We start from the raw sequence: 14,010 nt of genomic DNA, 5'->3' as shown, positions 1-14,010 counted from the left end.
CCACCTCCTCACTCCGCTCAGCGCGCTAGCCGACCTGATCGGCGCCAGCAAACCCCGGCCTGCCGAACGAGCACAGCCTCCGAGGGCCCTCAGGCCTCCTCGACTTGAGCCTCCGCCGCACGCTCTGACACGAGCCGACGTTGCGGGTTGAGCGAGACCGTCAGGACGCGCTCCAGCCTCCATCGAGGACGAGTTCGGTGCCGGTGACGGACGTCGCATCTGGCGAACACAAGTACGCCACCGCGCCGGCCACCTCGGCGGGCTCGATGAGTCGTTTCACGGAGGATCGCGCCAGCAGGACCTCCGACAGCACTGCGTCGGTCGTCAGGCCGTGCACCACCGCTTGGTCGGCCAGTTGGTTCTCGACCAAGGGCGTACGAACGTATCCGGGGCACACGCAGTTGCTGGTCACACCATGGGCCGCGCCTTCCAGCGCGATGACCTTCGACAGGCCCAGAAGCCCGTGCTTGGCGCTCACATAGGCAGACTTGTAGGCACTCGCCCGGAGACCGTGAACGCTGGAGATGTGGACAATCCGCCCCCAACCCTGCTCGTACATCTGTGGCAGGACCGCACGAGTCAGCAGGAAAGGTGCCTCAAGCATGAGCCGCAGCATGAAAGCGAACCGCTCAGGCTCGAACTGGTCTATCGGCGCGACGTGCTGAATCCCAGCATTGTTGACGAGGATGTCCGCGTTGAACTGTCGCTCGGCCAGGTCCGCGGTCTTGCTGAGATCGATCGCGAGAGCCTCGCCACCAATCTGCTCGGCCGTTCGAGCCGCTCCCTCAGCGTCGACGTCACACACCGCGACATGAGCCCCAAGTCCGGCGAGACGGCTCGCGACTGCGGCGCCGATTCCGCTCGCGCCGCCGGTGACGACGGCGCGGCGACCGGACAGGTCAGGCCCCGGAACGACGTTCATCATGATTCAGGGGAAGCGAAGGGACTGGCGGCGGCATGCTGGTGGCCCCATTCGTCCGCGCGACCGAAGTCGTGGGGGACCCAGTCGTCGCCGACGTCGATGCCGCCGCAGCCGATCTCCAGGTGGAACCCACTGGGATTCTGCACATAGAACGAAATCGCCTTGTCGTTCATATGCCTGCCAAGGCTGATCGAGATCGGCACATCGTTCTCCTTGGCCCGATCGTAGGCTCGCCCGACGTCGTCGATCGAACCGTGTTCGAGCTCCAGATGGTGGATCGACGGAGTTGCCGCGTTCGCGAGAGCAATGCTGTGGTGAGTCCGGTTACACCGGAAGAAGTACAGGCCAGGAGCGCGATAGTCGGTCAGTTTGAACTCGAGTACCGACTCGTAGAGCTCGCGAAGTTCCCGGAGCTTGGGACTCGCCAGCACGAAATGCCCTAGCCCGGTCACGCCGGTCCCGCCAGCTGGGCGATCGGGGCCGAGGCGCACCTTGGCTTCACCGACCGCCAGCTCCACGCGATAGCCGACCGGATCGGTGAACCAGCGAAGATGGGTCGCACCGCGCAACTCCATCTCCTCCACAAACCCGTCCTCAACGGCGAAGCCGGCATCCGTCAAGCGCTGGGTAAGACGGTCGAGCTCCCACGGCGAATCGACGATCCACCCAAGTTCGCGTGGAGTGTCCTCGATCCCCGGATAGAGCGCCAAGCGGTACTTGTACTCGTCGAGTTCAGCCAGCGCGACTTTGTCCGACCCAGACTTCGCCGAGGCAACGCCGACACCCAGCGTGTGCTCGAGCAGGCTCGTCCAAGCTGCGAGATCGGTGACGTTGAGTCCGACGTAGCCCAACTTGCTGATCCCCACGGTCTGTCACCCCTTCGGTACGGCGGGTGTCCCGCCCTGCAGAAACTCGCGAACGATGCGATTGAACTCGTGAGCACGTTCGTACTGCACCCAATGCCGGCAGTTCGGCAACACCCGCAAGACCGCGTTCGGGATCCCTTCAAGGATTCTGGGCGCCCAGGTCAGCGGAACAGTCTGGTCCTCTTGGCCCCACACGAGCAGCGTGGAGGCGCTGATCAGACCCAGATCTGGGGTCAGATCGCCGAAGTTGGGCGGGATGGGCAGCTCGGGGTGAGCTCGGAGACTCGACTCGTACCGTTCGTCGATCAGCGCCTCGGTCGCAAGGGATTCATCGAAGACCATCAGGCGCACGAACTCGGCCATCGCCTCGCGCGAAGGATTCGCTGCCGCCATGTAGGCGAAAAGCCGTTCGAGCCCAATGGGCCACGGCGGCGCATCCGCGGGAAGGACTCCCCCGGGCGCCATGAGCACCAGCCGGTCGACGCGCTCCGGATAGCGCATGGCAATCCGCATGGCCACCGCGCCACCGTAGGAGTTGCCAACCAGGTGCGCCCGTTCGATCCCCAGCGCCGTCATCGCGCGGCAGACCCGCTCGGCGGCATGGAAGATCAGCGGCTCCTCCGTCTCGGGCCGCGGCGACTGCCCCCAGCCCGGCAGATCGATCACGATGTTGCGGTAGTCCTCGAACGCCGGCAGATTCCCGCCGAAGTTACTCATTCCCGACGCACCCGGCCCCGAGCCGTGCAGCCAAACGATCGGCCTGCCCGACCCGGCATCGGTGTATGCCAGCCGCGCATCTCCGACATCCAAAGTGCTCGTCATGTTGCCTCACTTCATGATCTGTATGTAACGCTCACTATACGCCTGACAATGTCAATGACAAGGTCGCTCGGTCAGTCGATGATCAGAGCGCGCTGGGCGGCTGTGCGTAGTGGTCTTGGCCGGGCAGGGCACCTTGGAGCCTGGCCAGCTTCAGCCCGATGTGCAGCAGCAAGCGATCGCTGCCGTTAGACAGCGAGAGCCCCGTCAACTGCTCGATCCTGCTGATCCTGTAGTAGAGGGTGGTCCGGTGCAGCTGAAGCGTTTTGACGGAAGCCTGAACGCTGCCGCCGAGGTCGAGGTATGTCTCGAGCGTTTCGACCATCTGCTCGGCACCCTTGTCAGCCAAGACCGCCCGCAACTCCGGCGGCAGCGGCGTCTCTCGCGTTTCGATTCCAGGAAACCGCGCAAGCAGCTGATAGACACCCAGCTTGCTCCACATAGTCACCGGAGCGAAATCCTCGACATGCGCTCCGATCAACGTGGCAAGCTTGGCGTTCTGATAACTCAAACGCGCCTGAGCAACCGACCTCTCCACACTGCCGACTCCGACCCTGGGCAAGAATTCTCCGGGAAGCGACTCCACAGCCTCCCTGAAGAGAGCCCTAGCGCTGTCTTCGACGAGACGCTCGATCGTCTGCTCGTCACCGTGCACCAACAGTGCGCCACAAGCTTCCTCATCCCGCACGGCTGCCAGCGCACTCAGCGGAGCTATCCGCTGTCCGAGGGTGCGCAGGATGTGGTCCAGCGCCGTGCTCGATGCGGCGGCATTCCTATGCTCCGAGTTCATGTCCCTGATGAGGACGCAACAGCAGGCCTCCGCCGGCCCGAAGAGCTGCCCCTGCAGGCCCTCGTCGTACGTGGCTGCGCGCACATGATCGTCTGCGCTGAGCAGCCCGCCGAATACCTCGGCTTCACGCAACCGCCGCTCGTCGTTGAGGAACCGCTCCCGCATCAACACCTCACCGGCGGCTGCGGCTGCCGCCATACAGAGTTCTGCCGACTCCGACGGCAGCGAATGGTCCTCGTCGATGATCCACAAGAAGCCGAACAACAACCCCTGACACCTGACTGGGAAGCAGAGCCGTTCGAGGAACTCGATCTCCGGTATGCCGCTAACCCGGATGGGCGCCTGTGCTACCCCGATGCCTTCACGGTACACATGCTTGACGAGTGACTCGTCGACACGCATCTGCATGATCGAATGCACTCGCTGTACGTCCGTCGTCCCGAACTGAGCGGAGTACGCGAGAAGGTGGATCTGCGGGTCGTCGATCGCAACATTCCGTCCGATGCGCTCCGCCAGTCCATCCACAATTGGCTGCAGTCCGCGGGTCTCCATAACACTGCCCAGACTAGCCACATGCGCCCCCAATCAGCATGTACATCGAGTTGCGCGGCATCCGAGCCGAATCTGTAGTTCAGGACTTGCGCTTGGTGACCTCTTCGGTGGCGGCCGGGAGGACCTTGTGCAGGTCACCGACGACGCCGAAGTCGACGAGCTCGAAGATCGGGGCCTCGTTGTCCTTGTTGATGGCAACGATCGTCTTCGAGGTCTGCATACCGGCCCGGTGCTGGATCGCGCCGGAGATGCCGGCGGCGACGTACAGCTGCGGAGAGACGGTCTTGCCGGTCTGGCCGACCTGGTAGGCGTGCGGGTACCAGCCGGAGTCGACCGCGGCGCGGGATGCACCGACAGCCGCGCCGAGCGAGTCGGCGAAGGCCTCGACCGGACCGAAGTCACCGCCGGTACCACGACCACCGGAGACGATGATCGCCGCCTCGGTCAGCTCCGGACGGCCGGTCGCCGCGCGCGGCTTCGACTCGGTGATGCGCGCCGTCTTGGCGGCATCCGAGATCGTCACGTCGAACTCCTCGACCTCCGGGGAGGTCTCCGCGGCCTCGGGGGTCGCCGCGTTCGGCTTCACCGTGATGACGGCGACGCCGTGGGTGATCTTCGACTTGACGGTGAAGTTGCCCGCGAACACCGACTGCGTGGTGACCGAGCCTTCCTGAACATCGACCGCGTCGGTGATCAGGCCCGATTCGAGCTTGACCGCGAGCCGGGCCGCGATCTCCTTGCCCTCGGCGTTCGACGAGATCAGGATCGCCGACGGCTCGATCTTGGCCGCGACCTGCTGCAGCGCCTCCGCCTTCGGCGACACCAGGTACTGCGAGAGCTCCGGATTGGTCAGCGCGACCACCTTGGTCGCGCCGTACTGACCCAGGGCCGGCAGGGCCTCCGAAGCGTTGTCGCCGATGAAGACCGCGACAGGCTCGCCGAGGCGGCGGGCGATGGTCAGGAGCTCGGCGGTCGTCTTGCGCACGACGCCCGCGGTGTGGTCAACGAGAACCAGAACGTTCGACATAAGACTGCTCGCCCCTCAGAGGAACTTGTTGGTGGACAGGAACTCGACGAGCTGGCCCGCACCGGAGCCGTCCTCATCGGTCACGATCGTTCCCGCGGTGCGCGCCGGACGCGCGGTGACCTCGACGACCTCGGTCCAGGAACCGACCTGGTCCGGGGTGATCTCGAGGTCGGCCAGCGACCAGGTCTCGACCGGCTTCTTCTTAGCGGCCATGATGCCCTTGAACGACGGGTACCGCGGCTCGTTCGCCTGGTCGGAGACGCTCAGCACCAGCGGCAGCGTGCCCTCGACGGTGTCGCTCGCGGTGTCGCCGTCGCGGCGGATCCGCACGGTCGTGCCGTCGACGGTGACCTCGGAGCCCAGCGTCACGGCCGGCAGGCCGAGGCGCTCCGACACCATCGCGGGGACGACGCCCATACCGCCGTCGGTCGAGCTCATCCCGAACACGACCAGGTCGGCCTCGAGCTTGGCCAGCGCCTTCGACAGCACCAGCGAGGTGGCGACCGCGTCGGAGCCGTGGATGGCGTCGTCGAGCACGTGCACACCTCCGTCGGCGCCCATCTGCAGGCCCTTCTTCACCGCGTCCGCAGCCTGCTCCGGGCCGACAGTGAGGATGGTCACCTCAGCATCCCCGGCCTCTTTGACGGTCAGCGCGGTCTCGACGGCGTACTCGTCCAGCTCGGACAGCAGCCCGTCCACACCGGCACGGTCCACCGTGTTGTCCTCCGGGCGGAAGCGGCGGTCCGCCGTGGCATCCGGCACGAACTTCGCGCAGACGACGATCTTCATAGCGTGTGAGTCGCCGGCATGTGGCGGTCAAACCACGTGACGACCCTAGTGAGGAAGTCGATCAGCGCCGGATAGGCACGGACCCCGTGCCCTTCTTCGGGGTAGATCGCAAGGACCGATTCGACGCCGTGCGCCGTCAGGGCTTGATGGAACTCGCGCGCCTGCGCCGGTGGTGTACATCGATCGCCTGCGCCGGCAACGTTGAGGCAAGGCGTCCGCACCTTGCTCGCCTGAAGCACTGGACTCCTGGTGTGGGCCATCGTGCCAGGCAGTTCGGGATCGGCGCCGAGGAAGGAGTTGCCCCACTCTGCGATGTTGCTGGTGAACGACTGGCTGTACCAGTCGGTCACCGGGGAGACCGGCACCGCCGCGGCGAACCGCTGGTCCTGCGTGACCAGCCAGGACGACATGAATCCGCCGTAGCTTCCCCCAATCAGTCCGATGCGTGCAGGATCGGCGATGCCTTGCTCAACCAAAGCGTCGATACCCGAGATGACGTCATAAGTGTCCGCTCCGCCCATGTCAGCAACGACTCGGCCGGCGAATTCCTGGCCGCGACCACCGCTGCCTCGTGGGTTCGGGCAAAGGACTGCGTATCCCCGCGAGACGAGTAGCGGAACCCAGGGATAGTTCAAGGACCAGGAATTCTGGAAGGCCCAGATCGGACCACCATGGATGTTCACGACCAGGGGAAACGGACCGTCTCCCTCAGGCCGGCACAAAATGCCTTCGATCGTCAGTCCGTCCGGCGCCTTCCATGCCACCGGCGCGGCATTGCCGCAGATCGACAGCAGGTAGTCCGAGCCCGCGTGCCAGACCGAGGCCCGGACGTCGACAACATGATCGGCGACAACAACGACCTGATGTGGCAGCCGATACGAGCTCTGGACGATCGCGATCTCGCCGTTCGCCGAAAAGGATGCCTCCGGGTACCGGAGGCCACCTGCGTGCGGGCTGCAGTAGATCTCCTCGGCCTGCTCGATGGAGGTGTCATAGCTGCCAACCACCGAGTCAAGGCCACGGAGTCCCACATATCCGAGCTTCTGACCCGATATCCAATGCACCGACGTGACGTCCGTCCGGGCGGTGTCTACAGTCGTTTGCGTCCCCGCAATCAGGTCCATGACGATCAGGTCTCCAGCAACAATCCCCCGGTCACTACAAACAGCCTGTACGACGCTGGCGAATCGGCCGTCAGGAGAGCCGCCTGGGAGACCCAGCTGCACCTGGCTGGTCAGCAGCACCCGGTGAGTTCGTTCGACAGGATCGATGATCGAGAGCGACGCCGAGTACCACGAGTCTTCACTGGGAGAGTCGCTGGTGACAGCCAAGACCTGATCGTCTCCGCACCAACTGGCTTCCCAGCAGTTCAGCCCGTCAGGCGAAACCTGCGTGAGCTCCCCGCTGTCGACCGCATAGATCCAAAGAGTTCGCCAGGCGAAAGCGGGGACCCCGTCCTCGACCTCCGGATGCCACGACGGCAACCCGGTCTCGACGTCCTGGTTGACGCCTGAGCCCTGTGCGCCCGACAGGTCAGCACCCGTACCCGCGACCCCGAGTAGCACCCGCCGGCTGTCCGGCGACCAGTGCAGGTATTCGACAGTTCCGTCGACGTGCGGCACGCGGGTGCCGGGCCCAAGAGTCTCACTTGCGGTCAGACAGAGCTGGAACTCCCCCTCTTTGGCGCTGTCCGAGAGGAATGCCAGTGTCTTCCCGTCGGGAGAGAACCGTCCGCCACGGGACGACGCTTCGTCACCGCAAGCAGATTCGAGCGCTCCGTCTTCAACAGCAAACAGCCGGGTGCGCGGTAGCCCCTCCAGCGCCTCGAGGACGGTTCCTGTGACGAGAAGCCGCGAGCCATCGGAAGAAATCTGCGGATCAGAAATCGCATAAGGCCGCCCGAAGGCAGGAGAGTGCAGCCGATCCAGGTGCTCGGCGACTGACGAGTACTCCTCGGTGTGCCGGATGTCGACGGTCATAATGCTCCGATCGGGTGTCAGGGGTGCCGAATTCAGTGGTCGCGCCACTTAGCCGAGCACAGTGCCGGAAGAGTTCTCGTTCGCTGTGCGCTTTCGCGAGTACGAGCCCAGGTTGATGGTGTGCCCTGTGTGCGGGCAGACGTACTGCACCGGGTCATTGTCGTGGTCGTGGCCCTTCTCCACTGCCGCGATCAACGTCGCCATCACGCGACCTACCACGGGAGCGTTCTTGAACTGATTTCCACTCGTCCCCATGGCCAGATAGAAACCATCGAGTTCGCTGCGGTCATAGATCGGTGTCCAGTCGGACGCGGCGTCATAGACCCCGGCAATCCCCTTGGGCTGAGACGGCACTTCCAGATCTGGGAACCGACGCGCCGCACGGAGTACTTGGGAGGTGAACAAGTCCTTGGTTCTGTTGGGGTTGGACGCGTCGGGGTCGTCGATCCATTGCAGCGGTTCACACTCTGGCTCTGTGCCGCCGACCATGAAGCCGTTGCCCTTGGCCGGGCGCATATACGTACCCAGATCCATGTCGCACACCACAGGCCCCATCGACTCGTCGTCCTTGCTGAATCCAGGAGGCGCAGTGACGTGGTGCACCTCTTGGCGCAGGGGTCTCACGGTGATCGTGTGGTCGGACCCGACGCCGGCAAGCTCGTTCAGCGCCGTCGACCAGGGCCCGGCCACGTTCACGACGACGGGCGCCTCAATCACTTCACCGGACTCGATCCGAATGCCGCCGACCCGATCGCCGGCCCGGATCACATCGACCACGCGCTGCTTGAACAGGAACGTCGTACCGTGGCGTCTCGCGGCGTCGGCAAGGTTCTGCGCCGCGAGCATCGGATCGTCGATGAACCCACCGTCGGGCATGTAGAGCGCCGACAGCTCCTCGGTCGGCTCGGCCCAGAACGCGTCGTCATCGACACGCTTGGGTGGCCAGAACTTGCCCGCATCGATACCGGGTACGCGCTCCCGCAGTACGGCGGGAGCCCACACCTCCGCCCGTACCCCAGCCGAGTTCAGTAGCGCGTGAGTGCGCTCCAGCCGCATCGGGGGAACGTCGAGCATGAGACAGCCGACGGTACTGATCGACGCGAGGCCCGGCCCCTCTGGCGTCCCCAAATGCTCGGCCCACTTCGTCCAGCAGTGAAAGGACTCCCACGCCAGAGCCACCCCGTCGAACGTCGAGTAGTTGAACCGGACGACCGCGCTCGAGGCGCCGGTCGATCCGTGTCCGACGCCCGTGGCCTTGTCAACAACGACAACGTCCAGCTCTCTGCGGGCGAGCTCGTAGGCAACGGCTGATCCGATCACACCAGCTCCCACGACAATCACATCAGCCTTGCGGGCCATGACACCTCCAACAACTCGTCTTGAGCCAAACTCTGTCTCGTTCGAAGCCTGGAAACGACCGACAGGTGTTGAAGGAAACCGGCTCAGGGTGCAACGTTCGGTGACCGTCCGCGTCACTCACGCATCGCGTCGGACGCCGCTCGAGCCCGGGACGCCCAGTTCGCGAGCCAATACCCGGCTGAAGCCGCCGCCCATCACCCAGCGGATGTCATCTTCGGGCCAGCCTCGGCCGATCAGCTCAGCTGTGATGAGTGGGAGTCCTGACGGACCTTCCAGTCCGGGGATGTAGGTCGAGGCCACGACACCGTCGAGCAGCACGTCCTCATCGGGACCATAGATCTCGTCGAGGACCTCCTTGATGAAGTCCGGCCCGAGACCCACGTGCTCCACACCGACCACCGAGGCGACGTGCTCGACGTGATCGACCGCTCGCGCCACGGTGTGATCGTCGTGGTCGACGAAGGTCGCCAGCAGGTTGATGCCCACAGTGCCGCCAGTTTCGGCGATCCCTCGTAGCCGCGCGTCGGTCAGGTTCCGATGGTGCGGACGCACCGAGTACGCCGACGAATGGGAAGCGATGACCGGCCGGGTCGCAAGTTCGAGCAGATGGTCGGTCGAGGCCGCTCCGAGGTGCGAGACGTCCAGCATGATCCCGAGGCTTTCGCACGCCGCGACGGCATCGATCCCCGCTCCCGTAAGTCGGCTGCCGGTGCCGTCCTCACCTGAACCGTCAGCCAGCATCGTCCGGCCGAAGTGCGTGAAGGACGCGATCCGTACGCCCAGCCGGAACAGTGGTTCGAACAACTCCACGTCGGTCCCGACCGCTTCACAGCCTTCAAGCGCCAGGATGATGGCGATGAGTCCGTCCGCCAACGCTCTCTCGACGTCTTCCCCGGTCAGACAGATCCGCACGGCATCGGAGTTCGCGGCCGCCACCCGCCACCCGGTCTCCAGCATGCGCAGCGTCTGACGAAGGGCGCCCTCGGGCCGAAATTCATCGGCGACGAAGACAGGCAGGACCTGGACGTCTACTCCGCCGGCCCGCAACTGTGGCAGCCAGGTCTCCCTGAAATACGCCCCTTGGAGATGCACCGGCCGCCGCGCACACAGCATCAGCAGATCGTCATGGGTGTCGACGACCCTCATCCGTGCATGAACGGATTGGGCCTGCGCGTCGATGGTCATCACGATGGCCGGCCAGGGAGTCGCCGGGATACCCGCGGTTCGAGCACGGTGAACGGCATCGCCCCACCACCTAGAACCGCTTCGTGGAACTCGCGAATGTCGAACTGCGTACGGCACCGGCGTTCGGCGTCGGCCCGCAGCCGGGAGATACCCAGGAAGCCCGCGCGGTAGCCCAGCGCCTGGCCGGGAAGGTCCGTTGCATACCGCAACAATTCCGACTTCAGCTGCGTCTCGGACTCGGTCGTGTTGGCGCGCATGAAGGACAGGGCTTCGTCGTACGTCCACCAGCCGCAGTTGAGCGCGGTGTCGATCACGAGCCTGGCAGCTGTGAATCGTTCGTGCGCCAACCGTCCGTACGCGTCCCAGGGGTCGTCGTACAGACCCATCTCCCAGCCCAGGCCGCTGGCGTACTCCGCCCACCCTTCGGCAAAGGCTCCGCAGAGCTCGGCCGCGTACCGCCTGAAGTCGGGAAGCTCCACGGACTCGAACTGCCGGGCAAGGTGGAAGTGATGACCAGGTATCAGTTCGTGGTAAATCAGTGGCCCCGCGGTGAGCAGGGACCGCTCCGACAGGTTCGATCCGTTGTAGCGGTAGCGACCCATCGGCTCGATCCGGGTCGGCGCTTCGTAGTACCCGAAGGTCACACCGGCTTCTACGTCTTCACTGAGCCGCGCCACGCCGTACGGGGCCTTCGGGAGCACGCTGAAGTAGTCGCCGATCAGGGGTTCTATCCGCGACAGGTAGCCGAGATAGCGTTTCTCCACCTCTTGCACCGACTGGGCGAACAGCGCCCTCCGCCCGCGCAATACGTCGCGGAACTCGGCTTCGCTCCCGTGGTAGCCGAGCGCGGAGCGGACCTCATGCATTCGCTCGCTGAGCTCCCTGCACTGCTCCACGCCCAGCCGATGCAGGTCTTCGGGGGTCGTGTCCATGCTGGTCTCCCGGCGCACCAGGAATCGGTACGCCTCCTCGCCACCTGGTTGACGTGACAGGCCGACCCCGTCGGGCGCGGCCTCGGCATAGGCAGGTGAATCCAGTAGTCCGAGGATCTTGTCGATCGCCGGCGCGATCTGGTGGTCGACAACGGCCTCGATACGCTGCGCCAACAGGCCCTTCACCTTCGGGCCGAGCTCGGCAAGGCGTACGTCGTCCACAGCGAGGGAGGTCGCGGCGCTGGTCTTCAGGCCGCTAATCGACGCGATGGCACCGCTCAGGGCTGGCCGAGGAATGAAGATCCCCCGCTCCTGCTGCCCCTGAAGCAGCTCGCCGAGACCCTCGACGCGGCCGCCGAAATCTGCCGCCAGGCCTAGGTAGTTGTCGAGATCGCTCATCGCGCCGAACTGGTGGGGTGCGAAGACGGAGTCGGCGTAGACGAGCAGCTGAACGAGGTTCTGGTACGGCGTACCGGCCGGTGTGAGCCAGAAGTGGTCTGCCTCACCGGCGTAGACCTCCGCGAAGTGCCGCAGGAAACGCACCGTGTCCTCGTCGTCGCCGCCGAGCTCACCGGATTCGAGGGCGTCCAGCCTGCCGACCAGCCCACGGGCTTGGGAGGCTCGGGACGAAGCCTCCTCGTGGCTGCCCTTGGGCAGGTGCTCGACAGGCAGGCCGGCCTGCGCGTGCAGATTCGGTTGCCACCGGGACTGGCAGCGCCAGAACTCGTCGGCGACGTCCGACACAACCTGGGATGCGGTCACTGAGCACACTCTCCGGTTTCTCGGTCCAGCCTGTTGCCCATGCCGAGACCGAAGGTGGCGACAATGCTGTCGACCGCTCCCTCCTCGGCGAGCTCGACCTGGTAGTGCAGCAGTGCGTCGCGCGGATGATCAGCGGTAACTGATCTGCTCGAGCCTTGCAGCTCGACCGAAAGAGTGTGCTCCTCGACGGCCTCGTGGTCAGCGGCCAGTGCACGCACTCCTTCGCCAGTGAGCCGAAGAGCAGCCACCGAGAGCGCCATACTGTCGCTGGGCACCAAGTGCTCCTCCCCGATCATCGCCGTCGTCAGCACACCGTCGAGATCGACCTGCACGACCCGATATCCCTTGTCCTCCTCCCACGTGACATCGGTTGTCTCGGCGCCCAGCGGGCTCTCGATCCGGGTGGTCGCGGTCCGGATAGTGAAGTCGGGGGCGAGGTCGAGCCGAGTGGTGCGCTCCCGAGTGTGGCTGCGGCTTCGCTCGTCGATCAGCCAACTGCCGTCGGATTGCTGACGGTGCGCGTAGGTGAGGAGTCCTGTCGTCGTGCCGAAGATGGTCGTCCGGAGCAGCTCTGAAGGCTCGGGCAAGCTGAGGGCTGATAGCGGGGCAGCCAGGGCTTCGGCTCTGGCGGCCATCAGCGCCGTCAGTTCGGCTTTCGAGAGGTGATAGCCGTTAGTGAAGACGGCCGCGATGCTGGCTGAGTTGGCGATGTCGGTCAACGGGTTCGCATCGAGCAGGACGAGATCGGCGCGCTTTCCTTCGGTGATCGTGCCCCAGTCCTGCTCCTGGCCCAGATACCGCGCTGGTTCCGTCGTCGCACAGCGGAGCGCTTCGTACGGGGTCAATCCGGCACGGACGAAAGTGGCGAGCTCGTCATGCACGCCATCACCCGGCCTTCCGATCGGTGCATCCGAGCCGGTCAGCAATGGCGCCCCTCGCTCGTGGAACAACCTGATGATGCGCAGCTTGAGTTCGTTGCGCTGTTGGCGCGCGGCGAAGACTTGCTCCGGCTCGGCTGCCAGCGGCGCCCGCAGCCCCGGGTGGTTCGAGAGAATCGTCGAGGTGATCGGCGCAAGGTGGCGGAGCCGGTCCTGTATCAGCTCCAGAGGGTCGCCGTCGAACTGTGGGACGCACGGCATCCTCTCCTGGATCGCGATCGTCGGGCAGTTCCAGATCTGATCCTCGGCGAATCGGTCGGCCAGGCGCCCGAGCGCGTCCCAGTCCAGGGTGGCCACCACACGCTCGACCTGAGCCGGGTCGGCGTCGGCCAGATCGCCGGCCGATTCGCCGTCGCGGAGGGTGCCGTGGAAGATGTTGGTCATGTGCTCGAGGCAGTTCATCCCGGCATCGGCAGCCTGCGCGAAGGTGACCTCGATCGGGCAGTGCCCGGACATTGCCAGCCCGGCGTCCTTGCTCGCCCGTCCCAGCGCTTGGAGCGATTCGAGGCTCAACCAGCTGTAAGGCTTGATCAGGTCGTAGCCACGCTCGGCATAGGCTTTCACCAGTCCGACCGCGTCAGCAGGATCATCGAGCACCACGGGGCGGTACACCATGGGCCTTCCGCCCGGTGTCGGGTGCCGACCGTCGATGATCGGACTCGCCGTAACGATCCGCGGTCCTGGCAGCTCGCCACTGGCCACCCGTGCCCGCGCAGCCAGGTGGAACGGGTCGCCCCACATGTTGCGAACAGTCGTGACACCGGCGTTCAGATAGAGCAGCAGCTCGCCGACGTCTCGCGCGCAGATAAGATCAGTCGAGTCGCCGAGATGCATGTGCATGTCCGCAAGACCTGGGATCAAGTACTTCCCGGCGCCGTCGACGACGCGCATGCCGGTGGTGTCGACCTCGGCGGCCGGCGCCACGCGATCGATCTTGCCGTCCCGCACCACCACCGTGTGATCAGTCAGCACCCGTTCTTCGTCCATGGGCACGACCGCAACCTGGGTAATCGCCACGGCGGTGCTGACCCGGGCTGGATAGTCGACGACCGGCAACGTCCATTCGGTGGTCATCAAGAGACTCCTTTCA

General features: G+C 65.1%; 11 protein-coding genes. All 11 read right to left on the bottom strand.

The window, feature by feature from the left end; genetic code table 11:
* Positions 1-160 precede the first annotated feature (160 nt).
* The 11 genes from ABD231_RS35720 to ABD231_RS35670 all read right to left on the bottom strand — a co-directional run bounded on the left by ABD231_RS35720 (position 161) and on the right by ABD231_RS35670 (position 13,994).
* The gene (locus ABD231_RS35720) at positions 161-925 is read right to left on the bottom strand and encodes a 3-hydroxybutyrate dehydrogenase (RefSeq protein ID WP_344162507.1); all 765 of its coding nucleotides are present in this window, start codon (positions 923-925) and stop codon (positions 161-163) included.
* Positions 922-1,788 carry a VOC family protein gene (locus ABD231_RS35715; RefSeq protein WP_344162504.1) on the bottom strand — a complete coding sequence of 289 codons (867 nt, stop codon included), beginning with the start codon at positions 1,786-1,788 and terminating at the stop codon, positions 922-924. Before ABD231_RS35715 ends, ABD231_RS35720 begins: the two co-directional genes overlap by 4 nt.
* Before the next feature lie 6 nt (positions 1,789-1,794).
* Entirely contained in the window at positions 1,795-2,610 is an 816-nt protein-coding gene (locus ABD231_RS35710) for an alpha/beta fold hydrolase (RefSeq protein ID WP_344162501.1), read from the bottom strand.
* 82 nt (positions 2,611-2,692) lie between these two features.
* A complete protein-coding gene (locus ABD231_RS35705) occupies positions 2,693-3,949 on the bottom strand; it encodes a PucR family transcriptional regulator (RefSeq protein ID WP_344162498.1) in 1,257 nt (418 codons plus the stop codon).
* A gap of 79 nt (positions 3,950-4,028) precedes the next feature.
* The gene (locus ABD231_RS35700; protein ID WP_344162495.1) at positions 4,029-4,976 is read right to left on the bottom strand and encodes an electron transfer flavoprotein subunit alpha/FixB family protein; all 948 of its coding nucleotides are present in this window, start codon (positions 4,974-4,976) and stop codon (positions 4,029-4,031) included.
* A 15-nt stretch (positions 4,977-4,991) separates the two neighbouring features.
* A complete protein-coding gene (locus ABD231_RS35695; RefSeq protein ID WP_344162492.1) occupies positions 4,992-5,765 on the bottom strand; it encodes an electron transfer flavoprotein subunit beta/FixA family protein in 774 nt (257 codons plus the stop codon).
* Positions 5,762-7,744, bottom strand: coding sequence for a S9 family peptidase (locus ABD231_RS35690; RefSeq protein WP_344162489.1), 1,983 nt, complete (start codon positions 7,742-7,744; stop codon positions 5,762-5,764). The genes ABD231_RS35695 and ABD231_RS35690 overlap by 4 nt, the downstream gene beginning before the upstream one ends.
* A 48-nt stretch (positions 7,745-7,792) precedes the next feature.
* Entirely contained in the window at positions 7,793-9,103 is a 1,311-nt protein-coding gene (locus ABD231_RS35685) for an NAD(P)/FAD-dependent oxidoreductase (RefSeq protein WP_344162486.1), read from the bottom strand.
* A 117-nt stretch (positions 9,104-9,220) separates the two neighbouring features.
* Positions 9,221-10,249 carry a dipeptidase gene (locus ABD231_RS35680; protein ID WP_344162484.1) on the bottom strand — a complete coding sequence of 343 codons (1,029 nt, stop codon included), beginning with the start codon at positions 10,247-10,249 and terminating at the stop codon, positions 9,221-9,223.
* Between the two features lie 38 nt (positions 10,250-10,287).
* A complete protein-coding gene (locus ABD231_RS35675) occupies positions 10,288-11,982 on the bottom strand; it encodes a DUF885 domain-containing protein (protein ID WP_344162482.1) in 1,695 nt (564 codons plus the stop codon).
* Entirely contained in the window at positions 11,979-13,994 is a 2,016-nt protein-coding gene (locus tag ABD231_RS35670; protein ID WP_344162480.1) for an amidohydrolase family protein, read from the bottom strand. The genes ABD231_RS35675 and ABD231_RS35670 overlap by 4 nt, the downstream gene beginning before the upstream one ends.
* Positions 13,995-14,010 lie beyond the last annotated feature (16 nt).

This window comes from Kribbella yunnanensis, assembly GCF_039529655.1.
GTDB lineage: Bacteria > Actinomycetota > Actinomycetes > Propionibacteriales > Kribbellaceae > Kribbella > Kribbella yunnanensis.
This window is presented reverse-complemented; position numbering and strand designations above follow the sequence as displayed.

Coding starts and splice junctions, on each gene's coding strand:
- ABD231_RS35670 (WP_344162480.1), bottom strand. CDS start 13,994: ATGACCACCGAATGGACGTTGCCGGTCGTCGACTATCCAGCCCGGGTC.
- ABD231_RS35690 (WP_344162489.1), bottom strand. CDS start 7,744: ATGACCGTCGACATCCGGCACACCGAGGAGTACTCGTCAGTCGCCGAG.
- ABD231_RS35705 (WP_344162498.1), bottom strand. CDS start 3,949: ATGGAGACCCGCGGACTGCAGCCAATTGTGGATGGACTGGCGGAGCGC.
- ABD231_RS35710 (WP_344162501.1), bottom strand. CDS start 2,610: ATGACGAGCACTTTGGATGTCGGAGATGCGCGGCTGGCATACACCGAT.
- ABD231_RS35700 (WP_344162495.1), bottom strand. CDS start 4,976: ATGTCGAACGTTCTGGTTCTCGTTGACCACACCGCGGGCGTCGTGCGC.
- ABD231_RS35695 (WP_344162492.1), bottom strand. CDS start 5,765: ATGAAGATCGTCGTCTGCGCGAAGTTCGTGCCGGATGCCACGGCGGAC.
- ABD231_RS35680 (WP_344162484.1), bottom strand. CDS start 10,249: ATGAGGGTCGTCGACACCCATGACGATCTGCTGATGCTGTGTGCGCGG.
- ABD231_RS35685 (WP_344162486.1), bottom strand. CDS start 9,103: ATGGCCCGCAAGGCTGATGTGATTGTCGTGGGAGCTGGTGTGATCGGA.
- ABD231_RS35720 (WP_344162507.1), bottom strand. CDS start 925: ATGATGAACGTCGTTCCGGGGCCTGACCTGTCCGGTCGCCGCGCCGTC.